The 21,348-nt window shown below is 47.3% G+C and carries 21 protein-coding genes and 4 pseudogenes; 5 read left to right on the top strand and 20 right to left on the bottom strand.

The window, feature by feature from the left end; genetic code table 11:
* The first annotated feature begins 345 nt into the window (after nt 1-345).
* Nucleotides 346-1,083 carry a sterol desaturase family protein gene (locus ACJ2PR_RS22180; RefSeq protein WP_446878576.1) on the top strand — a complete coding sequence of 246 codons (738 nt, stop codon included), beginning with the start codon at nt 346-348 and terminating at the stop codon, nt 1,081-1,083.
* An 84-nt stretch (nt 1,084-1,167) separates the two neighbouring features.
* Complete coding sequence (locus ACJ2PR_RS22175) at nt 1,168-1,965, top strand: thioesterase II family protein (RefSeq protein WP_446878575.1); 798 nt, start codon at nt 1,168-1,170, stop codon at nt 1,963-1,965.
* A gap of 360 nt (nt 1,966-2,325) precedes the next feature.
* Here the strand turns inward: ACJ2PR_RS22175 and ACJ2PR_RS22170 are convergent, their stop codons facing one another.
* From ACJ2PR_RS22170 to ACJ2PR_RS22125, 10 genes and pseudogenes are all read right to left on the bottom strand, one after another.
* Nucleotides 2,326-2,781, bottom strand: a complete 456-nt coding sequence (locus ACJ2PR_RS22170) for a DoxX family protein (RefSeq protein ID WP_446878574.1) — start codon at nt 2,779-2,781, stop codon at nt 2,326-2,328.
* Between the two features lie 11 nt (nt 2,782-2,792).
* Nucleotides 2,793-3,794, bottom strand: coding sequence for an NAD(P)/FAD-dependent oxidoreductase (locus tag ACJ2PR_RS22165; protein WP_446878573.1), 1,002 nt, complete (start codon nt 3,792-3,794; stop codon nt 2,793-2,795).
* Between the two features lie 30 nt (nt 3,795-3,824).
* Nucleotides 3,825-4,406, bottom strand: a complete 582-nt coding sequence (locus ACJ2PR_RS22160; protein ID WP_446878572.1) for a hypothetical protein — start codon at nt 4,404-4,406, stop codon at nt 3,825-3,827.
* Nucleotides 4,407-4,442: 36 nt separating this feature from the next.
* The gene (locus ACJ2PR_RS22155; protein ID WP_446878571.1) at nt 4,443-4,838 is read right to left on the bottom strand and encodes a hypothetical protein; all 396 of its coding nucleotides are present in this window, start codon (nt 4,836-4,838) and stop codon (nt 4,443-4,445) included.
* A pseudogene (locus ACJ2PR_RS22150) lies at nt 4,823-4,951 on the bottom strand (transposase); the annotation flags it as partial. The gene ACJ2PR_RS22155 and the pseudogene ACJ2PR_RS22150, both read right to left, overlap by 16 nt.
* 187 nt (nt 4,952-5,138) lie before the next feature.
* Nucleotides 5,139-5,486, bottom strand: a complete 348-nt coding sequence (locus ACJ2PR_RS22145) for a DNA methyltransferase (protein ID WP_446878570.1) — start codon at nt 5,484-5,486, stop codon at nt 5,139-5,141.
* A gap of 257 nt (nt 5,487-5,743) precedes the next feature.
* The gene (locus ACJ2PR_RS22140; protein ID WP_446857792.1) at nt 5,744-6,349 is read right to left on the bottom strand and encodes a Uma2 family endonuclease; all 606 of its coding nucleotides are present in this window, start codon (nt 6,347-6,349) and stop codon (nt 5,744-5,746) included.
* A gap of 110 nt (nt 6,350-6,459) precedes the next feature.
* Nucleotides 6,460-6,867, bottom strand: a complete 408-nt coding sequence (locus ACJ2PR_RS22135) for a hypothetical protein (RefSeq protein ID WP_446878569.1) — start codon at nt 6,865-6,867, stop codon at nt 6,460-6,462.
* 19 nt (nt 6,868-6,886) lie between these two features.
* The gene (locus ACJ2PR_RS22130; RefSeq protein ID WP_446878568.1) at nt 6,887-7,810 is read right to left on the bottom strand and encodes a hypothetical protein; all 924 of its coding nucleotides are present in this window, start codon (nt 7,808-7,810) and stop codon (nt 6,887-6,889) included.
* Between the two features lie 24 nt (nt 7,811-7,834).
* Complete coding sequence (locus ACJ2PR_RS22125; RefSeq protein WP_446878567.1) at nt 7,835-8,659, bottom strand: SWIM zinc finger family protein; 825 nt, start codon at nt 8,657-8,659, stop codon at nt 7,835-7,837.
* 224 nt (nt 8,660-8,883) lie between these two features.
* Between ACJ2PR_RS22125 and ACJ2PR_RS22120 the strand changes: the two are divergent.
* Nucleotides 8,884-9,516 (top strand): annotated as a pseudogene (locus tag ACJ2PR_RS22120) (ABC transporter substrate-binding protein); the annotation flags it as partial.
* On the opposite strand, the pseudogene ACJ2PR_RS22115 reads toward ACJ2PR_RS22120, so the two are convergent.
* The 8 genes and pseudogenes from ACJ2PR_RS22115 to ACJ2PR_RS22080 form a co-directional block, all read right to left on the bottom strand.
* Nucleotides 9,433-9,663 (bottom strand): annotated as a pseudogene (locus ACJ2PR_RS22115) (ISAzo13-like element transposase-related protein); the annotation flags it as partial. The pseudogenes ACJ2PR_RS22120 and ACJ2PR_RS22115 overlap by 84 nt on opposite strands.
* Before the next feature lie 157 nt (nt 9,664-9,820).
* Nucleotides 9,821-10,291: a DoxX family protein gene (locus ACJ2PR_RS22110; protein WP_446878566.1), complete on the bottom strand. Its 471-nt coding sequence runs from the start codon at nt 10,289-10,291 to the stop codon at nt 9,821-9,823.
* A gap of 241 nt (nt 10,292-10,532) precedes the next feature.
* On the bottom strand, nt 10,533-11,393 hold the full coding sequence (locus tag ACJ2PR_RS22105; RefSeq protein ID WP_446878565.1) for an alpha/beta fold hydrolase: 861 nt from the start codon (nt 11,391-11,393) through the stop codon (nt 10,533-10,535).
* 178 nt (nt 11,394-11,571) lie between these two features.
* A complete protein-coding gene (locus tag ACJ2PR_RS22100; protein ID WP_446878564.1) occupies nt 11,572-11,892 on the bottom strand; it encodes a DUF1330 domain-containing protein in 321 nt (106 codons plus the stop codon).
* A 32-nt stretch (nt 11,893-11,924) separates the two neighbouring features.
* A complete protein-coding gene (locus ACJ2PR_RS22095) occupies nt 11,925-12,521 on the bottom strand; it encodes a TetR/AcrR family transcriptional regulator (RefSeq protein ID WP_446857785.1) in 597 nt (198 codons plus the stop codon).
* 5 nt (nt 12,522-12,526) lie between these two features.
* Nucleotides 12,527-13,276: an alpha/beta fold hydrolase gene (locus ACJ2PR_RS22090; RefSeq protein WP_446857784.1), complete on the bottom strand. Its 750-nt coding sequence runs from the start codon at nt 13,274-13,276 to the stop codon at nt 12,527-12,529.
* Between the two features lie 377 nt (nt 13,277-13,653).
* Complete coding sequence (locus ACJ2PR_RS22085; protein WP_446878563.1) at nt 13,654-15,486, bottom strand: serine hydrolase; 1,833 nt, start codon at nt 15,484-15,486, stop codon at nt 13,654-13,656.
* Nucleotides 15,487-16,061: 575 nt separating this feature from the next.
* Entirely contained in the window at nt 16,062-16,880 is an 819-nt protein-coding gene (locus ACJ2PR_RS22080) for a HEAT repeat domain-containing protein (RefSeq protein ID WP_446878562.1), read from the bottom strand.
* A 78-nt stretch (nt 16,881-16,958) separates the two neighbouring features.
* Between ACJ2PR_RS22080 and ACJ2PR_RS22075 the strand changes: the two are divergent.
* A pseudogene (locus ACJ2PR_RS22075) lies at nt 16,959-17,186 on the top strand (IS701 family transposase); the annotation flags it as partial.
* A 316-nt stretch (nt 17,187-17,502) separates the two neighbouring features.
* On the opposite strand, the gene ACJ2PR_RS22070 reads toward ACJ2PR_RS22075, so the two are convergent.
* Nucleotides 17,503-19,656: a calcium-binding protein gene (locus ACJ2PR_RS22070; protein ID WP_446878561.1), complete on the bottom strand. Its 2,154-nt coding sequence runs from the start codon at nt 19,654-19,656 to the stop codon at nt 17,503-17,505.
* A 152-nt stretch (nt 19,657-19,808) separates the two neighbouring features.
* Here ACJ2PR_RS22070 and ACJ2PR_RS22065 point away from each other — a divergent pair, with 152 nt between their 5' ends.
* The gene (locus ACJ2PR_RS22065; RefSeq protein ID WP_446878560.1) at nt 19,809-21,191 is read left to right on the top strand and encodes a sensor histidine kinase; all 1,383 of its coding nucleotides are present in this window, start codon (nt 19,809-19,811) and stop codon (nt 21,189-21,191) included.
* Here ACJ2PR_RS22065 and ACJ2PR_RS22060 read toward each other — a convergent pair.
* On the bottom strand, nt 21,177-21,348 hold a 172-nt coding region (locus ACJ2PR_RS22060; RefSeq protein ID WP_446878591.1), incomplete at its 5' end, for a LuxR C-terminal-related transcriptional regulator. The two genes, ACJ2PR_RS22065 and ACJ2PR_RS22060, sit on opposite strands and share 15 nt — an antisense overlap.

Here is a 21,348-nt window from a genome sequence, read left to right as displayed (position 1 = left end):
TTATGCAGTAGTTAGTAGTTTATGTATAGAACCTTTTGATACTAGAAGAAAGGCATTGCTAAATCACCGGATGAATTGCTCCCAATGTAACAGGAAGCTAAACGTTCAAATTCCCCCATTTTTGGGAGATTTAGGGGGCGAAAAAGTTGACACTTTCCACAGATTCATCCCTTCGATCACAACGCCGAAAAAAGCTGTGCATTTTTTGCATAAGCTAGCCAGGTTGAACCGCAACTTGTGAAATGTAACCATCACTATAACCATCACTCAGATTGCACTTCGATCGAATTACCCTCATAATAAAAGCTACCAGGCATTGCCACACACCTCCCCTTCACTGCAACTATGGAATGGCTTCAAGCCCCTTTAGAATTCGCAAAAGAGTTTGTGAAGTACATCCTCACTGCTTTTGTGATCTACGGCGTGTTTATGACGATCGAACAGATTCGCCCTGCTGAGCGCCATCAGCCCCTGCGTCACATCTGGTTTAACCTGCGGTGGTATGTGTTGTATAGTGCGATTTCTCTCAGTCTGGGAGCGATCGGCTTAAAGATGATAGTCGCCCACCTCCAACAGCTTGATACACCCCATCTTTCCATTCCTGCCCCACACAACTCGGTAGAACTACTCCTGGTTGCTTTGTTCTACTTTTTGTTGACAGACTTTTTCTACTATTGGTTTCATCGCCTCCAACATACGACGTTTTTATGGGAGCAACACAAGTTTCATCACAGCGAAGTCTCTCTAAACGTCACCAGTACTCAGCGAGTACATTGGCTAGAAGATCCGCTAGTTGTGCTGTTTGTAGCAGTGCCGATCAATTTACTCTTTCGCTTTGAAGGCATAGAAATTGGTATTTTGGCATTCATTGAGTTGCTGTGGTTACAGTTTATTCACCTCAACTTGCGACTAGAATTAGGAATGTTTACAGGTGTAGTAGTCGGGCCACAACATCATCGCGTGCATCATTCTTTTGCCCCTCAACATATCAATCGAAACTATGCGGTATTTTTTCCAGTTCTAGACATCATTTTTGGAGCCTATAGCCGTCCCTTCAAGGGTGAATTTCATCAACCGGGTTAACGGCTAAACCTACAATGACCTGCGGAAAGCTTTTTGGTTGCCGTTTCGATCGTGGCTAAAATATCGACAATCGTGGCTCCAAAAATGAATCATTTAGCATCTCGATCGCTCACCTTTATGCAGCCTGCTTTAGCTCCCTGGTTTACTTGTCTTCAGCCAAACCCGATTGCAGATCTGCGGCTGTTTTGTTTTCCTTATGCGGGGAGCGGCGCATCCGTTTTTCGGGAGTGGAGTAAGGCTTTATCTACAAACGAGGGGGCTGCGATCGAGGTCTTTGCCGTGCAGCTACCAGGGCGCGAAACTAGACTGCGAGAATCAGCACTCACGCGACTCCAGCCTCTAGTACAAACCTTAAGTCAGGCGATTTTGCCCTGGTGCGATCGACCCTTTGCGTTTTTTGGACACAGCATGGGTAGTTTAATTAGCTTTGAAGTGGCGCGATATTTGCGTCAGCACTACGGCATTCGTCCAATACAGCTCATCGTGTCAGGTGCGCGTGCGCCCCATATTCCCGATCCAAATCCGCCTCTCTCCAAACTACCGCAAGTTGAGTTTCTACAAGCCATTCAGGAGTTTAACGGTACGCCCAGGGCAGTGTTAGACAATGCTGAACTAATGGCTCTACTTTTGCCTACTTTGCGTGCTGATTTTGAACTACTGGAAACCTATGTCTATCAGCCTGATTCACCCTTTGATTGTCCGATCGCTGCGTTTGGCGGTCGCGATGACCCCAAAGTTGATCCGACCCATGTAGAAGCCTGGAACTTGCATACGACTGCATCCTTCTCGCTGCAATTGTTACCAGGCGATCACTTCTTTCTACAGTCAGAGCGATCGCGCCTCTTGCAGCAGATTATCCAACAGCTTCACCTAAATCTTTGATGGCGTTGCTGAATCAGGGGATGAATTGCCCCAAAGTGGAGGGAAACCCAATGTTCATCCCCTGAGGGGATTTACTACTCTGTACACACAAGTCGATTGTCGCTTCGTTTCAGACGGCTTCAGCCCCCTAAATCCCCCGAATCGGGGGACTTTGAAAATTGGAACCTCCCTGAAAGACAAGAACATTTCAGATCTTAAAGTCCCCCAGAATGGGGGATTTAGGGGGCGAACCCCAAGCGATCTGAACTCAAAGCAATTTGTGTGTACACGGTAGGAGGGGATTTGGGGGGCGAAAAAGTTGACACTTCCCACAGATTCATCCCTCCAATCAGCTTCACCCAAATCTTTGATTAGCCCTCATCAGCTTTTATTTAACTGCCGAGAAAGGAGCGTGTCAATAGAGAACAAGCCGCCGCCATTGACCAGAAGAAACCCAAAGGACACCGCGTAGAGAGAAGCCATTTCTAGCGGCTTAATGTGCAAGCCCTCGCCTTTAATGTGAAAATAAATGGCAACTAGCATCGTGAACAGCAATGCGAATGCATCCAACCGAGTTAACAATCCCAGAGCTAGTAAAATTGAACTAACAATTTCGACATAGGCAGCACAATACGTAAAAAAGACTGGGTAGGGCAAACCCAGAAACTTCACTACACCTGTGGCAAAACCCTGTACATCTGCTAATTTATCTAGCCCATTGGGAATCATCAACAGCCCCACGACCACTCGAAGTAATACCCAAGCAAGCTGAAAACTGCGATTCTCGCTTGAACTGGACTGGAGAACGGTGGCTAGAAAGGAAGGTTTAGCTTGCATAACTGTCATAGTTAAGAATGATCCCAGTCGGGTTTAATAGATTTACGACGATTGAGAAATCGATCGATCGCCATCGCTGCAACACACCCCTCGCCAGCCGCGACAACTGCCTGCTTAAACGGGGTATTCCGAATATCGCCGATCGCCCAAACGCCCTCCACAGTTGTCTCCATCATCTCATTGACCTTCACACCGCCATCTGCATTACACTCTACTTGACCGCCAATAAAATCTGTGATGGGTTTAGAGCCGCTTTGATAAACAAAAACTCCTTCCACTGAAAGAGAGAGCGGTTCTGACTGTCCTTTGGGTTTGACCTGCACACCCGTCACTCCTGCTTCATTGCCTTGGATGGATGTGAGGCGAGTTTGGCTCCAATGTTTAACATTAGACATATTTAATAAATCTTTAACCAATTCATCATCAGGTTGTGGGTCTTTCACCGTCACCCAATGCACCGTCGAGGCAAACTTAGTCAAAACTTGAGCTTCTTCGATCGCCTCATGATTGATTCCAACCACAGCAACTTCACGCGCCTTATAGAATGCAGCATCGCAAGTCGCACAATAGCTTACTCCACGACCCAAAAATTCCGCTTCTCCTGGAAATGAGGCAACGCGACCCATTGCGCCCGTTGCTAACACCAAAGTCCGCCCAACAAATGTACCTTCAGGCGTATAGACTTTTTTCAACGAGTCGCTAACATCAATGCCAAACACCTGGGCACGCTGGTAGGACGTTCCGAAAGAAATGGCTTGATCGCGCATCACATCCAGCAGTTCATGGCCGCTGACATCTCCCGCAACGCCAGGATAATTGGCAATTTTGTGAGTGATCGCTAATGCACCAACCGCAGGATTTTTATCTAAAATAATGGTTTTCAGTCCGGCACGGGATGTGTACAGGGCGCAAGTACAGCCTGCTGGGCCCCCTCCAACGATGACGACATCAAACTCGTATATATTCAAAATATTAAGCCCCAAAGCGCGTTGAATAGCTACCCAAAATAGCATACATTCACTATACCTCTACAACGAGCAGCGTTAGTAAATTACGCTAGAAGATTGCATTGGAATAGTGCCTAGGAAGGATTCCAGCATACTCAATGATCCCTGCCAATCGGCATAAGCCTGATGACTGGATGAGCAGCAGACTGTGTTGATAAAAATGGCACAGCAAAATCCAGCAATCTCGACATCCAGAAATTGAGCTTCTTCGAGCAACCACTGAAAGCTGACTATTTGCTTCACTCTATGGTCACCTAAAAATTGTTCAAAGTGAAAAAACAGTGAGAAGTAGTTGATAGCATCGCGGACACAGATCTGACAGTTCCATGCAAACTCAAGATAGCCACTATATCGGTAGCCGTCCCCTTCTTTGACCTCACTGCTAAAGCACCCTGTGGTAAAAAATTGAGTATGTTCAAAATTTAGCGCACAAACCAAGGATTTTAGCGCTTGATCTGAAGCAAGTTCTGGAATGGTATCGACTAATTCTGGATGGGCGATCAGATTTTTGAAGCCATGATTGATCTCTCCATCATTCCGTGTAATTTTACTGCTCGAATAGGGAATTTCTTTGCTGTAGGGACTAATAGATAACGAGTTAGGATAGGGTAGTTGCATCCAAAGCCAGGTGTATTCAAATCTTTTCTTGATGTACTACACAGAAGCCGGAGTTTTCTGGTTGCAGATCATTCTGAGCCGATCGAGATACGGTAAACCTGCCATAACAAACTCGGTATTTTGCACAAAGTCAATCAGGCAGGCAATCTCATCGACTCCCGCGTGACGAATTTCTTCTACAAAAGGCTGACAGCTTGTAGGCGTACCGATCAGCGATCGTCCTTTCATAAAGCCTTCTACCCCAAACTCTAACAGGCTATCAATGTCGTCTTCCGAGAAATCTTTGAGGCTTACAGTTAGCCCCATGCCTTTTGCGAGTCCTTCGAGTAAGTCGTAATGGGTTTTGAGATAGTTGCAAAACGGTTGACGAACTTGTGGGTCTATCGGGTGAGTTATGCTGAACCAAACTCTAGATGTCAGTAGATGAGACACCGCCACTCAAAATTGGCGAAGTTTCGGAATCCATAACCCAAACGCTTGATTACTTTGAGCCTATTGTTAATGCCTTTCACCCCTCCACTCGTGGTGTTTGCAAAGTAGCTCACCGTGCATTAGCATAACTCACCCAGTAGACCCAGAGAAGTTTGGTGATTGGGCAAGAAAGTTGACCACAGTGGACTCTATTAATAATCCTAAACTACCCATGCGGTTGATTCGACGAGGTGAATTGGTCTACCAACGCGACGAGCGTGAGGAGACTCAAATAAACCTTTTCTAAATCACTAGCTGTAGCTATTTAGGGCAAGTGATTTGAATTGTCTTTTGGGTTTCAATAAGCTCCTTGAAAAGAGCGATCGCCTGAGTACTACTTTCTGCTGGATCTAAGAATCTGAAGGCAGAAGTTGCCAAGTATTCAAGACTCTGCTCAAAAGCGATCCAGCGGCGCTGGCAAGCCTCAGCAGCAGTTCCCGTTGTATTAGAACTCGCGAAGATATCCAGCACCGTATCTCCTGGCTCTGTTAAGAAGTCGATGAAGAAGGCTGGGAGCTTTTGAGGAAATCTTGCAGGATGCGGAGCAACACCCGCTGCTTTACAGAGCTGAAGGTAGCGAGAATTGCTTTCAGTATTAGGAATTTGCAAAAGGAGGAGAAGTCATCACCAAATCAACCGAATCAGCCTCAAGCTGCTCTAGCAAATCCAGGGAATCTCCAACGTAGGCTGCCCCATGACTTGTGACGTAAAGAGGATTACTCAACATCTACTGTATCTTTACCTGCATGGACAGTACGGATTATAAGTTCTTAGGCTACAGATATCATTCGGATTCGGGAATAACTCTACAAAGGTCAACTCTTTCTAGAGAACCGCACAATTTAATCTTCAAATTTGAACCCATTTCAGTCATTGTCATTTAGCAGAGAATTAGATTGAATTTCAGGTTGCACTAGCAGCACATCTTCATAGATTACGTCGATCGAGATTGTCAAACCCACACTCACTAGCTCAATGTCATCGCCTTCACCATAGGGAATAAATGTCCATGACCCCGATTGACTCCGCCGGAAGACATCCACCGTCTTGGCAGTAGATCCTACAAGAACATACTCTTGCAAACTCTCCAAACGGCGGTAGAGAGCGAATTTTCCACCTCGGTCATAGGCTTCGGTGCTAGGAGATAAGACTGCAACAATCAAACAAGGATGACGTGAAAACTGTTGAGCAGTGCGGTCTTGATCATTACAAGTGACGCTGACATCAGGATAAACAAAAGGGCCATTCTCTGTAATTCCGACCTTTGCATCTGAGTTTCTTACTTTGCAGCGTCCGCGTAGACCCTCGCGGAGGACACTCGCAACATTTAGCGCAATGTCAGCATGGGGGAGCGATCCACCCGTCATCGCAAAGACTTGCCCATCAAAATACTCATAGCGCAGGTCTTGCTGGGCCTCCCACTCAAAATATTCCTGCGGGGTCAAATGAGGAAGTGTACGGGTCGCAAGCATGGGCACTCGGATTGGGGAAGTTGCATCTCTATTGTATAGGGCGCTTAGATTCGATCGCTCTAAGTTTTCTTAAAGGAATTCGCGGTGCCCCATTCACTCTTATGATTGCTCTAGGGTTCAATTTGTAAGTCCGAATCAATTTCAATGACTGTGATTTTGGCATCCTCAACGACTGTGTTTCCCATAATCGTATTGTGCAATGCTTCAAACTTCGACTCATCTTCAGCAATGCGCTCGTAGTGCAGAATGACGTGATACCGATGATTGATTAGCTCTCCAGAGCGCGATCGTTCTATCGCATCCCAATCGATGTTTTGCTGTTCTTCCGCTATCTGGCGATAAGCATCGGCTAACTGTTCTAATGCAATTGAGATCGCATGTTCTTTTGTTTGCCCCTGGCATTGGATGCTTTCTCTGGAAGAGTCGCTAAAAGAGGATGATAACTCGCAGATATAGTGTCCGTTTGACTGAGGGACAAGCGTAATTGAGATTGTTTCGGGGGTGCGATTCAGAACCATCATTCATCTCCTACAACACTCAAAGCTTTTGCAACATTGCCATCAGTTTATATTTGCGGGCGTGAGTTTGCATCAATTGCTGACGGTAGGCTGACCATTCTGGCTGTCGTTCTGCCTGTCGATAGGCAGCTTTCGCCTTTTGCAACCATTCGATCGCGTGGTGGTAAGCATCGGCTTTGCCTCGATTCATAATGTCTTCGGCACGCTGACGGGCATTTTCGATCACCCATTCTGGGCGCTGGGAGATAGCAGCCTCCATAACGCGATGAATCAGGGAGTAGTAGCTAAAGCTTTTGATGGCAGCAATGGCGCGATCGATTAGTCCTTCGTGCAGAAAGATATCTACCTTTGCCTCTTCCAGTCCCCAGCCTGTGTGCTTCTCCAGCATTTGCAGCAGGTCTTGACGAAGCGTTGCCCAGTTCTCTCCTGCCAGGTCTTCGATCTTTTGGTAGTCCGCAAAAGAGGGTTGGGCTTTGAAGGCGGTGACTCTGGCGGTGAGGGCGATCGCCGAATTATCTAATCCTTCTGCCAGGTCACTTGTCCAGATGGCGAGTTCATAGAGACGGTTGCCGGGTAGAGTCAACCCGGTTTGGGCAATGGCTAGAGCTTGGGTAACGGCTTCTTGCTGCCGCAGAGTTTGAGCCAAGGCAAAGGCTTCTTCCAGGGTGGTCATCTGGGTTTGGGCGGCGGTCACAGCTTCTTCTACTCGCCCCAATCGGGCCAGCGTGGTGAGGTATTGTTCGATTTGTCCTTCGGCTTGTGCCAGGTAGAGATATTCCTGATAGCGTTCTTGTTGGGTCAGAATGTCTAGCCGGATCGATGCCAGGTCGTCAGCAAAGTCGGGCCGCTCTCTGTCCCAGGCACCCAATTCGGTGATTTCGCCGTTTAGCACTCGCACCAATGGCGGATGGCTCCATCCCTGCTGCAAGGCTTCTAGACTCATCAAGAGGGACTCTCCCCATTGTTGCTACCAGGTTTGGAGTTGCGATCGCAATTGGGTCTGCTGTTCCGCCGTGAGTTCAGAAATGAGAATGGCTTGTGTCCAGGCGCGATCGAGCGCTGCGACAATTTCATTGCTGTCTACTCCATAGTCTTCGACCTCATCCCAGTCGTCTACGCAGCCCTGGGTAATGCCTTCCAGAATTGCCATTGCACTCTCCCCGTCGCCCATTTGAGAAAATTCTTCTGCCTTGTCTACAATGTTCAGCAGGTTGTCGGTTACCGGATCATCGTCATAGCCACTTTCCCAGGCATCGACAGCATCGCGAAACACTTGCTGCACCTGACGACGGAAGGGGGCGGGATCGATGGGGGTGCGACGAGTTGGCTTCGTCTGTGTGGGAGAGGAGGTCGCTGGGGAGGAAGCGGCAGTGATTAAGGTAACCTGGCGATCGAGGTCATCGATCAAGCGCGGATGATCCGCAAGAAGTGTCTGGACGACCTGCCGGGTTTGAGTGAGATCGAGGCGATCGAGGAGTTGCTCCAGAGAAGGACGAACTTCAATGGTTTCTGGTTGGTGGACACACACAAGCAAAACGGCAACGATGTGTTTGCACCAACCCCCAAAGCTATAGGCACAGGTACATTGGGCAGTTGTAATGCCACCTGCGTCAAACTGCATTGTCACTTGATAAGGTCTGGCTTCACTCCCTTCGACTTCTGCTTGTAGCACATGGCCTCGCTGAGTGAAAGCGGACACGGCTCCCGATCGATAGTAGCTTTCACCTCGCTCAAAAGATTGAGGAGTCGCATTGCGGCGCAGAGTGGTCAGCTTGATAGGAGGAATCGGCATAGCACAATCAAAAAAGGAGGGCAATTGTAATGATGTTCAACCTACCAGGTTACGCTCCCTGGATTTGTCTATCTTAAACCTGGAAGAAGTCATCGAAAAGTCTGTAGAAATGGTAACGCCGATCAACAAGAGTCAGAGGCGCTGCTGAATCGCAGTATGAAATGCTAAATTCGCCCTCACCCTAACCCTCGCCCCTTGAGAGAGGGAACGTTTCAACTCAGCCTGTAAACGTTGGCTTGCACTATAACCCTTCACTTGAAGTCTTACTCAAAAGCAAGCCCGACCTGATTCTAGGCATGAAAGATGTGAGCAAGCAGTATTCAACACTGGCAAAGATTGCGCCAACTTTAGTGCTGGATTGGTCTAATATGGAAACGAATTTAAACACGATCGCAGCAGCAGTTCGCAAACCAGAGCAAGCGCGTCGCATTATCGCAGAGATGAAGCAATCAATTCTTGATGCACGTCAACGCTTTGCGACATTCATTGCGACCCATCCAAAAGCTCTGATTCTCTCTACCAGTAACATGAGAGAGATCAACTTATTTGATCAAGAGAGTAACCATTGCTCTTCTCTAGTTGCAAGCTTAGGATTTGAAATCCTAAAACCCGCAAATAGTCTTCCTGGTCAACTCGCTATCCCAATTTCACAAGAAGAACTGCCTCAATTGAATCAAGCGGATTTAGCTATTTTGCTAGGGTTTGATTTCTCTGCGGTTGGTAAGCTCACTGATGCAGGCAATCTTGAAACGCATCAACTCACTCCAATTAAGCTCCTCGATCCAATGAATGATCGGAGAAATTCCCTTCCAAGTCATGTTTCCTGCCCAGTGGAGGGCGGCTTCGATGGAATCTAACACTGTGCCATTCCAGTAGTTCTCCAAGACTGCCCAACAGCGTTCTATCAGGTTGTATTTGCTGTGATACAGCGGGTGGTAAACGAGGTGAATTCTCAACCCGCTCAGTTGAGCAAATTCCACCATGCGTTTGATGAATTGGGTGCGGTCACACCCTGTTAAAGTCCTAACAAACAAGCTCTCGCCGACGGAACAAACCACGTTGATTTTCGCAGTTACCGTTTGCAGTTACCGCCCCGTTGAATCTAGTTCACTGCTTTATAGTACGCCTTACTCCAAGATTCTGGAAACGATTTGAGCGATGTTATCCAATTGCCCTTGGAGATTGCTTCTGCACTGCAACCATCCAAGTCCATTCAATGAAGATGACTTGCAATGGTGTACGGAACAGTAGGTAAAGCGGTCCATTTCCATGACCACCAAAATCCACTGAATTCAGCGCTGCATAAACATTGGACGGAAAAACACAAACCAAAAATGCAATCACAAGTATTCCTGTAAGTCGAAAATACTTAGGAATCAGCGAGCCAATCGCAAAAAACAGTTCAAGCATACCAGTTGCATAGATGATGAAATATCGAAAAGGTACAAATTCAGGTAGCATTTGAACCATGCCATCATCTAGCAGGAAGTGACTGACTCCGGTAAATAAGAACATAGCGGCTAGAGCGATTCGCCCGCAGAACCGATAGCGAATCGGCTGTTGACTAAAAAAGACAAATCTAATCAGGATTGCGAAGGCAAAGGTAACTAACAAAATAATCAAGGTTGCCATTGTTTTGCTCCCTTCTGCTGGGTTGTCAGCGAACGTTGCAGCCCACTCGCAAATAATCTTAACTCATCTCTTTCATAATGCCGTTACACAGTGTCCGAAATCTGTCCGTACCAATACGCGAATTCCGAATCACCCACAAGTATATTAATTGTGGCGCTGCTGCATAACGGGTCGCTTGAGCGGCTGCTAATAACTGTGAACTCAACACCAAGATCTTCGGAAGTCCGCTCTCAGCGAATTGTTAGGCTGTTTCTTGCGGGGATACAGTATTCTTTTCTATCGCGCCAAGAATAACAGCCCAGTCGTTGCGATGCAGTTCGTGTCCTGTTCCTGGCAATGGTAATAATACAGCATCCTGGATCTCTGCTTGCAATGCCAAGCCATGGGCATAGGGTAAAACACAATCTTCTGTGCCATGAATAACCAGAGTTGGTACAGCGATTTCGTGGAGGCGATTACACCATTTTTCTCCGCCTTGAAGCAAGGCATGATTAAAGGTCGTTATGAGATTGGGAGTGCGATCGAAGTCAGCCCCAGCTAATTCGCGGATAGCTGATTCATCAAACGGATGGGCTGAACCAGACATCAATCGCCACGTACCAATCTGATAGTCAATCACTGCCTCACGGTTTGCCCAATCCAGGTCACTGGCTTTTGCATGGTATTCAAGGATAGATGGATCGATCCCTGGCATTGTTGGATCAGTTTCGGCTAAGCGTTCTGAGGCGATTAACGTCAGACTTTTGACCCGTTGAGGATGCTTGAGCGCCATCAGTTGAGCCAGGAATCCTCCTAGCGATATTCCCACTAAATGAGCGCTCTGAATTCCATAGCCATCAAGAACACAAAACGCATCATCCGCTAGATCTTCAACGGAATAATGAATATGACCTAGCTCGTAACTGGTTGAGCGCCCTGTGTCTCGGTGATCGTAGCGAATTACATAGCGACCCAGAGCAGCCAATTGGCAGCAAAAGTCTTCTGCCCACCACACGGCTGAAGCCATCGCTCCCATGATTAATAAAACTGGTGGATCGTCTGAAGTACCGAAAGACTCGGAGAAAAGGCGAACTCCGTTATGACTAATCCATTTACTTTCCATATCTTTTCATACATCGGTTTTCTTATATCTTAGGCAACCTTAATTCCAGGGTTTCTCCATTGTAGAAGTGTAGAAGGTTAATCATTTGGTATTCTGCGGTAGCCATACTTTGCAGCCTAACACCTAGGGTAAAAGTTGCTTCGGCTTGGATGAATTGTTGGAGCGCACTCTGACGTTTTTAGCTAAGGATGTCAGTACCTTTGTGCCCGTCGGATACACCCTCTACCAAAAATACGTCACCGACAGTGTTGTTGACACGTAATGACCGAATCGCCTTATAGGCATCTGATTCATACCAACCGCTTGCTTGTTCTAGGGAAGGGAACTCAATAACAACCAAGTCTCCTAGCCAAGAACCTTCCAGTAAGTGATAGGGGCCACCGTGTATGCGGTACTTGCCAGAGAATGGAGCCAGCGTTACATCAATGCGTTGCAAATATTCTTTAATCTCTTCGCCAAATCGTGTCTCATAAATCACAGCAACAGCATAAGCGGTCATCGTTTAATCTCCTATTCGCGGTGTACTAACTTTCAGTGGTTTACTTCATCACAAAACTCTGCGAGCACTTGAGCTTTCACAGCATTGAGCGGGAAGGTTTTGGGGTAGGTCGAAAACATCAGCATAATTCCTTGCAAAGTTGCAGAGAAATAAAGCGATCGCATTCGTGGATTTTCTACGCCCAATCGTTCAAACATCTGAGTCTGTACTTCAAACTGTCTAGCTTGTTCGTCCTTTAATTTCTGGCTAGATTGCGCCGCGATCGGATCGAGATTGGGTTGGCTGAACAGATTGAGGTAAAATCGAAATACATCCGGCTGCCGCTGGACATCGGCGAGTGCCCCTTCGACAATATGCCGAATCCCATCTGCTGGTATTGGTTTTGCTTTAGCAGCATTCATCACCAGCAATACATCATCGATCCGCAGATCGACCAGTGCAGATAATACTTCTGCCTTGCTTTTAAAATAGTGATACAGCAATCCCTTCGAGATTTGAGCTTGTTTAGCGATTGCTTCGATCGAGGTAGCGTAATAGCCCTTGTCACAAAATAAACTCAATGCTGTTTTGAGAATATGTTCGCTAGTAGCCTGACGGATGCGATCGTTTTCGGCGGAAGTACGGGGCATTGGGGTTACTCACTGAGGAAGGCGGAGATCGAGCTAACCAACCGAGTGGGATGAGTTAGTGTCGGCATATGATCCGCTCCCTCAATCCGATCGAACTGAATATCCGGTACTTGTTGAAACAATTCCGCCGTATGTAAATTATCCGCCATGTCTTGAGTCCCAATGATGAATAGGGTTTTGGTCTGAATTTTATTTAAGCGTTCAATCGTCGGCGGCTGCGCCCACCGCATCTCCGTGGTTTTCCACTCCAACGCTCGTTCGTTGTTGTGCCGGGTCATTGCAGCCATCAAGTCACGCTGGGGACTAGACATGACTACGCTGTAAATACACTGTGCGAGGCAAAGCTGGGTCATTTTTTCCGTGTCTGGAGCCGCTGCCCAGATTTGGCCAAACAACTGTTGGATCTCAGGTGAGAATTGATGCCCAGACAGCCCTGGAGCAACCAGCACGAGTTTAGATACTCGATCGGGATAAGCTAAAGCGAAATCAGTCGCAATCTGCCCGCCCATGGAATGCCCCACTAGAATTGCTCGATCGATTTGCAAATAGTCGAGGAGATTTTTTAGATCTTCAACAAAATCGGCGGGTTCGAGTAGTGGTGGCGATTGCCCTGCACCGCGTCCGTCAAAAGTAATTACCCGATAGTTTTGGGCTAACTGAGGAACAATCAACTGCCAATCGCGCAAGTCCGCTCCACCACTATGCAGCAAGACGATTGGTTTGCCTTGTCCGTGAATTTCATAGTACAGATCCATAGTTGTATCCTCCACAGAAGTATTAGTGAGATTTTTGCAAGAAGTTACGTTGGCGTAGCCTCTCTGCAAGAGAATCGCGTTTCCGGTTGTCCTCTTCTGCTGTCTGGAGCCAAGAGATATCTTGTCCAAGCGACTTAACTACATCTCATTTCTTAAAGTTATCATATTTATGACTGAACAAACAGTCAATAAAAAACTTTACAAATTGGGCGAAGGACTAAGCCGCATAACGACCAAGATAAGAGGCGACGAGTAACCTAGAACGAAGCGAAAAGTTTTCAAATCGCCGCTTCATCGACTTGTTATCCTGCGCCTCAACGATGTAGCTCCATTCTAGTCATTCCCCTTGTCACCGAAGAGTTGGTCGTTGCCTACACCTATGCAGAAGGCTGAGATTGATATTGCTGTATAGTGCTACGAATGTTTTTGTTGACGGTGATAAAGCTAGAATCCTCCAGTTCACTTGTCCCTGTGGGAGTTGGCTGTGAAGCCAAAACCGTGGCGGTGATGTTGCGATCGGGTAAGTAGGTTAGCTCTGAACCCCAGCCGATCGTCGCGCCATTATGACGCAAGAAATTGCCAATGCCTGCGATACTACCGGATTCAAGACCTAACCCATAGAAATTACGTTCGATGCCATCAGGGGCTGAACCTGGTGGACGATTCACACCGGCAAGGAGATCGGAATTGTCGCTAATCATCAACTGCAAGGTTGATGGAGATAGGAATTCTCCTTGGAACAGGGCTTGAATTTTGGCAGTTTCGGCGGCTGTAGAGACGATTGCCCCTGCTGCTGCTGCCCAACTCAGCCCTTTTTTGCTCACTTCATCGACTTCATTTAAGTAATCGGCTGTAGTAATCTTGCCATCACTATCTAAATCGCTGTAAGTCCGAGTAATGTTACCTCGACTCACCGCTTCCTGCGGCGCATAAAATGTCTGGTTCAGTCCCAATGGTTCAAAGATCCGCGATCGCAACTGGTGAGCCAACGTTGATCCGGTGGCTTTTTCCACGATTTCACCTAGTAATATGTAGTTGCTATTACTGTAGTGGTAAGCCGCTCCCGGTTCACCCAAGGCTGGTTTACCTTGAACAAATGACAGTAGCTCCTGCGCTGGAATGGTGCGATTAAAAAATGCCTTGGGATCACTAAAGAATTGCGCCCTTGCTTCTGGTTGATCTAAATAGCTGGGAATACCGCTGGTATGACCCAGTAATTGACGAATGGTAATCCGATCGCCATTTGTAATATTCTTCGCTAAATCTGGCACCCATTGATTGAGCGTATCATTCAGATTTAATTTACCTTCTTCGTACAGTTGCAATACGACTGTGGCAACGATCGGTTTCGTAATACTCCCAATTCCAAAGACTGAATGAGCATCCACGGGTGCTTGGGTTTCCCGGTTGGCTAATCCTGTAAAACCCTGCCAAACACTACCATCTGGTGCAAAGGTCACCGCCGCTAGCCCTGTAGCATTGGGATTGTCCAACAGTGATTGATCCAGATTAGCCTGTAAGGTTTTTGCGAGTTCGACTTTCCCAAATAGAAAACTGTCGGCTTTAAGTCGGGTAGCTTTCACTCCTTGAAGTTCCGCGATCGCTTGACCTGCATCAAACACGATCGTCCCACCGTTGTTGTCCTTAAAGGTCAAGTTCTCAAACCCGGAACCCAGACGTGAAACCCGGATTTTGTCTTGACCGATTTTGAAATCAGTGATGCTGCTGGCGGATTTGGATAGTGCGCCGCCGACCCAGAATTGGTCGTTGCCTTTACCGCCCATCAGCCGATCGCCGCCGTCATAATCGACCAGCGTGTCATTGCCTTTACCCCCTTTTAAGCGGTCAAAGCCTGCGCCCCCATCCAAATAGTCAGTCCCCATGTCACCGAAGAGTTGGTCGTTGCCTGCACCGCCTTTGAGCCGATCGTCGCCCTTGCCACCTGACAAGTAATCATCGCCTGCACCCCCCACGAGTAGGTCATTGCCACGGTCGCCGAATACGCGATCGTTGCCTGCACCACCGTTGAGCACGTCATCCTGGCAACCACCCCGCAGGGTATCGTTCCCTTCATTCCCAAATAGTACATTGGCTTGACGCGACGCACCCCGTAAGGTGTCATTGCCTGCTAGTCCGAAGAGTGAACCCCGATCGGCTCGGAGTGAATCAGGGTTGACAGTTGCAGTCAGTAGGCGGTTGATCGATGACATCGAATCCATAAGAGTGAGTCCTTCAAAGGAGATCTGGTTTACAGCACTCACTCTAATCAGTCCTTGTTTGTCATCCATCGACTGACAGGTCTGACCGATCGGTCAATTTCGCGATCGGATAAAATCGGTTGTGTCGCATGTAATGGGTTTAGAGATCTAAACTTAGGAAAAGATTTGATGCCTATCCTGATGACATGACTAAACTCGGATTATGACTTCTTGCTAACGCTTATAGTTGCGACCAACCTTATAGCCAAATGCTAGGGAGTATAAAAATAATCCACACAGACACAATATGGTAACTTCCAGAGGCATACTCTCAATGATCTGAGTAGTATTTTCATCGAAAAGCCTTTCTAAATAGCTCTCTAGATCTGATGCGCTCATACCCATTAAATACACCTTGTCTAAACTAAACATAGAACTAGGGTTGTTTACGCGATGTGCAACTTTCCTCAAACGCTTACAAACTTAGCCCTCACCCTAGCCCTCTCCCGAAGGAGAGGGAACAGAAAAACTTCAAAAGCCCTTCTCCCCAGGGAGAAGGGTTGGGATGAGGGCGTATTAGTTGCACATCACGTTTGTTTCATCCATTTTAATAATTCATCAACCACCATAGGGTTACTTTTACTGATACCGCCCAATGCCTGTGCTGCAATCATACGCACATCGGAGTCAGGGTCTTTGAGTAGGAGCAATAATTCATCAATCACTCTAGGATTACTTTCACCGATATGGCCCAATGACTGCGCCACAATCATCCGCACATTGGAGTCAGGGCCTTTGACTAGGCGCAATAATTCATCAATCACTCTAGGGTTACTTCTACCGATACGGCCCAATGCCTGTGCCACAACCATCCGCACATTGGAGTCAGGGCCTTTGACTAGGCGCAATAATTCATCAATCACCATAGGGTTACTTTTACTGATACAGCCCAATGCCTGTGCCACAATCATCCGCACATTGGAGTCAGGGGCTTTGAGTAGGCGCAATAATTCATCAATCACTCTAGGGCTACTTTCACCGATACGGCCCAGTGCCCGTGCCGCAATCATCCGCACGCTGGAGTCAGGGCCTTTGACTAGGAGCAATAATTCATCAGTCATTCTAGGGTCAATTTTATCGATACTGCCCAATACGTTTGCCGCCTTCATTCGCACATTGGACTTAGGGGCTTTGAGTAGGAGTAATAATTCGTCAGTCATTCTAGGATCAATTTCAGTGATGACGCTACCGGAAAGACCAACGCAGACGTAGGCTTTATCCATGTCTTTGACGGGAGCCGCCGAAGCGGAACCTGCCAATATTGCAGTCGAAGCGATCGCACCACAGAGGGTTGCCAAACCAATCGCGTTGTTCATTTTGGTTAGGGTGTTGAGAATGCTTTTCATGGAGTATGTCCTTTTAAAGAATTGGAATTGATTAGGCTTCATTCTTTGTCATTGGACTTTAGAAACCAGGTCCGGTAATACATTCTATGGAAACCTGAACTTGAAGAACTCAAAAATTTAATTCGCTCAATGTTCAAGATAATTCATGACCTTCATTGGTTAATTGAGAGTTTTCACCGAGTGATTAAGCAAGTGTGTAACATTGAGCGATTCCACATCTGAAATGAACAAGGCATCCGAAATCATTTCTTTTGTGCCCTCTCTGCTTTCATCAAATTACAGACAATGAAGATCCAAGGTCTGATTGAGATTCAAGCTATGTTTTAGCAGTTGCTTCGTCGTTTGTTAGATTGTCACCGTTGCCTAGCCGATGCTGCATAAAGACCACCGGATAGAATTCCCAACAAGATTGCGATGAGGTTCGCTGCCATGGCCCACCCACCCGTCAAAACTGTTACCGACAGCACTACCAACAACGGACATCCCATCATGCAGAAAAATGCCCAGCTTTCAAGACTATTCATTGAACTCTCCCTTCTCAAGTGATGATACAACCCACAATGACTCTGGGTTGTTGTGCCGCGATCGAAAACTCGACAAACCTCTTTTTTGCGTTGCAACCCTAGACTAATTTGAAGTCGCAAGCCGTCAACGTCGGTTGACCAAAGACGCGGGCAATTTGACCCCCAGCATTTCCCAACCCTGCTGCCGCACCATTGGCGTTGTACGTCAAACTGCCATTGCTCGTGTTGTAGACCAGCAAGGCTTTACTCACTGCTGCCGCTGCATCATCGGTGACGGTACCAAAGACACTTGCCAGATTGTTCGTAAGTCCCGTAAAAATCGCTTTGCTCAAACCAATCATGTCTTCACCGGGTGTAAAGTCATTAATGCGACTAGGACGATCGCCAACTTTAGTCTCAGAAACAAAGACCGTATCAAACACAAAGCGGTCACACCCCTCCCCTCCGGTGAGAATATTGAACCCGGCTCCACCGCTGAGCATATCGTTGCCACTATTCCCAATCAGCACATCGTCTCCTGCATTGCCAAAAAGGGTGTCATTGCCGTCACCGCCCCGAATATAATCATCCCCGGCGAGACCGCTAATCTTGTCATCGTGAGTGGTTGCGAAGATCACATCATTTCCCTCGGTCGGTTGATTGATCTGCGCGATCGGAATGGGCTTGAGTCCGGCAATGCCTGGGTAGAAAAGATTATTGACATTACCCGGACCACCAAGGTTGTTTTTTCCGACTTCTCCTAAATACCGGAGATCATCACCCCCACCAAAGTGTTTTCTGAGTTCTTCTTGCCCTTCACGGGTTTCAAAGAAGCGCAAGTTGGGATTGTTAGTTTGCGTTTGCGCTTGTTTTCGACTCATCTGCCAATCTTCATCTTGGAAGGTAAAATCGGGTCGGTTGAGGTCATCGACCGAAATCTGAGATAGGGTTAGACCGGCTGGCTTGTCTGTGATCGCCCGCGCGCTAGCAATGATCGGATTGCTCGTATCGGGCAGTAAACTGCTGAAATCTGCCAGAATGCCGGACGTATGTTTCCGCTCATAATTTCCTCGTAGTTGCTGTTCTGCGGACAAATTTGGGTCGAGAGAACCCGGTGATTTATCAGTTGACATCGTGACGGTGCCGGGAATAAAGGTCTCGCCAAAAAGACTGCGATAATCCCCAGAGGTGATGTAGTGCCTGATCTGACTCGGATCACCGCCATTGGAAAGAAAGTCATCCGTCGCCTCTGCATTGACTCCGGTCGACTTGAACGAGACCCCCGAACCAATCAGGGTGGGAAACGCACTTGCCACCAGTTGGGTGAGTGCCCCGCCTCGACTGGCTCCCGTCACATCTGGCTTTAGCCCCTGAGGATTCTTTTGCGAGTCGCCAGCGATCGCGACTAACCAATCCCGGAGCGCGTTCCCATTGGCGGTAAATTCTGCGTTGCCTACACTGATAGGGTTACCGGGAAAGCCACCGGGCAAAACTAGAACGGGTGGCTGACTGCCATCTTTGGCGCGAAAACCCACCGCTGTGAATATATATGCAGGGTCTTCAAACACCCGATCGACCACATAGCCTACTTGATCAGCGACTTGCTCTGCCAATTGTCGAGTATCAGGATCGGAGTATGCTCCCAATAGTGCTGACAGTTGGTTGTATTGAGCATCAAACTGAGTGTTTACAGGTTTAGCTGGACTAAAGACAAAGCTATCAGCTTTCAACCCGGAAGCCTTCACACCCTGGAGTTCCGCGATCGCTTGACCGGCATCAAACACGATCGTTCCACAGTTGTTGTCCTTAAAAGTCAAATTCTCAAACGTAGATCCAAGCCGCAAAACTTTGAGTTGATCCTCGCCAATTTTGAAATCAGTGATCATGCTGGCAACTTTGGACAATGTGCCACCCACCCCAAAGATATCTTTGCCTTTGCCGCCCGTTAGAGAATCGCCTCCATAGTAATCGACCAGCGTGTCATTGCCTTTGCCACCCTTGAGAGTATCAAAGCCTGCGCCCCCATTGAGGAAGTCGTTTCCCTTGTTGCCGCAGAGTTGATCGCTCCCTGCACCGCCATTGATCACATCATCCTGGCGACCACCACTCAGGGTATTGTTCCGTTCATTCCCGGATAGCACATTGGCTTGGCGCGACGCACTGCGCCGGGTATCGTTGTCTGCCAGTCCGAAGAGCGAACCCCGATCGGCTCGGAGTGAATCAGGGTTGACAGTTGCAGTCAGTGGGCGGTGGGTCGATGATATCGAATCCATGTGAGTGAGTCCTTCAAAGGAAGTCGGGTTTACAGCACTCACTCTAATCAGTCCTTGTTTGTTATCCATCGACTGACAGGTCTGACCGATCGGTCAATTTCGCAATTGGATAAAATCAGCATTAAATGGAGATACAGAATCTAACGTAAGTCATGCTGTTTGGTCTTAAATCCTTGTATCGCGGTTTATACCTGCTCTTCCATCCACCGCTCGGATCAGCGGAATATCAGGCTTGGCGGCGGCAGTTTTTGCGCGATCGACTGCAAATCACCCTTAACATTGCTTTTCCTGTCATTATCCTTTCGACTTTGGGAATGTTCTGGGCAATCCTGGAGAATGGCACACAGTTTACTCAGGATGGTTTGCGTTGGCTGGGTGATGCGAGTGTCGTATCAAAATTAAGAATGCAGGTGTTCATCAATTTAGGTGTAACTTTTGGGTTGCTCTTGATTTGCTGGAGACTGTTGCAGAGCCACTGGGGCAAGCGACAGCCAACGATCATTTTTTGCTTGATTTCTTCAAGCCTGACTTGGAGTGACATGCTTGTCGGGACGTTTTTGGGCATTCCATCAGTCCCTCAGCCTTATTTTTTCTTAGCGGTAGCAGTATTAATTCCGGTTCACTGGCGGTTGCACTTGCTCACCCAATTGTTACCCATCTTTCATTACCTCTTTCTGTATCGCCTCCTGGGATTAACCAAAATCGGTCAGCGTGAATTTTATGATTACAGTTTTATTCCAAATTTAATTGGCTTTAGTTGGATCGGGTTGATTTGCATTTTAAGCGTGTATTTGTATGAAAAATTAAAACGATCAGAGTTTGAACTTCAAAGACAATTACGTGGGGCAATTCGTGCAATCTCTCATGATTTAAAGAACCCAGCTTTGGGCATTTCCGTGACCTTACAAGGCTTATTGATCCAGCCCGATCGACAAATTAGCCTTGATCGCCGTATTTTAGAAGCTTTGTTAGCAGGGACTGAGCGGCAAATCGAATTGATTGACTCACTACTAGAAGTGCAATCAGTAGAGGCAGGAGGTTTAGTATTGCATTGTCAACCTCTCGATTTATCTTCTTTAGTCAATGATGTAGTTGAAGATTTAGCTATGATTCTCAAGCAGCATGACGTTACGGTGGCAAATTACATCAATCCCAATTTGCCAATGGTCAATGCTGATAAGATTCAAATTTGGCAGGTGTTTAGCAACTTGCTTTCTAATGTGCTGAAACATAATCCCAACGGGACTCAAGTTGAGATCAATGCTGCATTGATCCAACGGCAAAACAGGCAGTGGATTCGCTGTATGGTGCAAGATAATGGGATTGGCATTCCTGCTACGCAATTACCTGATCTCTTTCGGCTCTATACTCGGGGTGCGAAGGCTAAACGGATGCCTGGATTGGGATTGGGGCTGTATTTATGCCAACAGATTATCACAGCACATCAGGGCGAAATCGGCGTATTCAGCCAACCTAATGCGGGGAGTTGTTTTTGGTTAACGTTACCGATCTCATCTTCTCTAAACCAATCCTGATCGTAGTGCAGCCACAGCAGCTTGAACACGATCGTCTACGGTTAATTTATTCATAATGTTGCGAATATGTGACTTTACCGTACTCAAGCTAAGATACAGTATCTCAGATCTTGCACCATTCTCAATAGTCCCAGCGGATAGGCTTGAGGATAATTTC

Source organism: Phormidesmis sp. 146-33 (assembly GCF_052939515.1).
This window is presented reverse-complemented; position numbering and strand designations above follow the sequence as displayed.

Bases quoted from the DNA above. Each gene is read 5' to 3' on its own strand.
- ACJ2PR_RS22180 (WP_446878576.1), top strand. From the start codon at position 346: ATGGAATGGCTTCAAGCCCCTTTAGAATTCGCAAAAGAGTTTGTGAAG.
- ACJ2PR_RS22175 (WP_446878575.1), top strand. From the start codon at position 1,168: ATGAATCATTTAGCATCTCGATCGCTCACCTTTATGCAGCCTGCTTTA.
- ACJ2PR_RS22170 (WP_446878574.1), bottom strand. From the start codon at position 2,781: ATGCAAGCTAAACCTTCCTTTCTAGCCACCGTTCTCCAGTCCAGTTCA.
- ACJ2PR_RS22165 (WP_446878573.1), bottom strand. From the start codon at position 3,794: ATGCTATTTTGGGTAGCTATTCAACGCGCTTTGGGGCTTAATATTTTG.
- ACJ2PR_RS22160 (WP_446878572.1), bottom strand. From the start codon at position 4,406: ATGCAACTACCCTATCCTAACTCGTTATCTATTAGTCCCTACAGCAAA.
- ACJ2PR_RS22140 (WP_446857792.1), bottom strand. From the start codon at position 6,349: ATGCTTGCGACCCGTACACTTCCTCATTTGACCCCGCAGGAATATTTT.
- ACJ2PR_RS22135 (WP_446878569.1), bottom strand. From the start codon at position 6,867: ATGGTTCTGAATCGCACCCCCGAAACAATCTCAATTACGCTTGTCCCT.
- ACJ2PR_RS22130 (WP_446878568.1), bottom strand. From the start codon at position 7,810: ATGAGTCTAGAAGCCTTGCAGCAGGGATGGAGCCATCCGCCATTGGTG.
- ACJ2PR_RS22125 (WP_446878567.1), bottom strand. From the start codon at position 8,659: ATGCCGATTCCTCCTATCAAGCTGACCACTCTGCGCCGCAATGCGACT.
- ACJ2PR_RS22110 (WP_446878566.1), bottom strand. From the start codon at position 10,291: ATGGCAACCTTGATTATTTTGTTAGTTACCTTTGCCTTCGCAATCCTG.
- ACJ2PR_RS22105 (WP_446878565.1), bottom strand. From the start codon at position 11,393: ATGGAAAGTAAATGGATTAGTCATAACGGAGTTCGCCTTTTCTCCGAG.
- ACJ2PR_RS22100 (WP_446878564.1), bottom strand. From the start codon at position 11,892: ATGACCGCTTATGCTGTTGCTGTGATTTATGAGACACGATTTGGCGAA.
- ACJ2PR_RS22095 (WP_446857785.1), bottom strand. From the start codon at position 12,521: ATGCCCCGTACTTCCGCCGAAAACGATCGCATCCGTCAGGCTACTAGC.
- ACJ2PR_RS22090 (WP_446857784.1), bottom strand. From the start codon at position 13,276: ATGGATCTGTACTATGAAATTCACGGACAAGGCAAACCAATCGTCTTG.
- ACJ2PR_RS22085 (WP_446878563.1), bottom strand. From the start codon at position 15,486: ATGTCATCGATCAACCGCCTACTGACTGCAACTGTCAACCCTGATTCA.
- ACJ2PR_RS22080 (WP_446878562.1), bottom strand. From the start codon at position 16,880: ATGAAAAGCATTCTCAACACCCTAACCAAAATGAACAACGCGATTGGT.
- ACJ2PR_RS22070 (WP_446878561.1), bottom strand. From the start codon at position 19,656: ATGGATTCGATATCATCGACCCACCGCCCACTGACTGCAACTGTCAAC.
- ACJ2PR_RS22065 (WP_446878560.1), top strand. From the start codon at position 19,809: ATGCTGTTTGGTCTTAAATCCTTGTATCGCGGTTTATACCTGCTCTTC.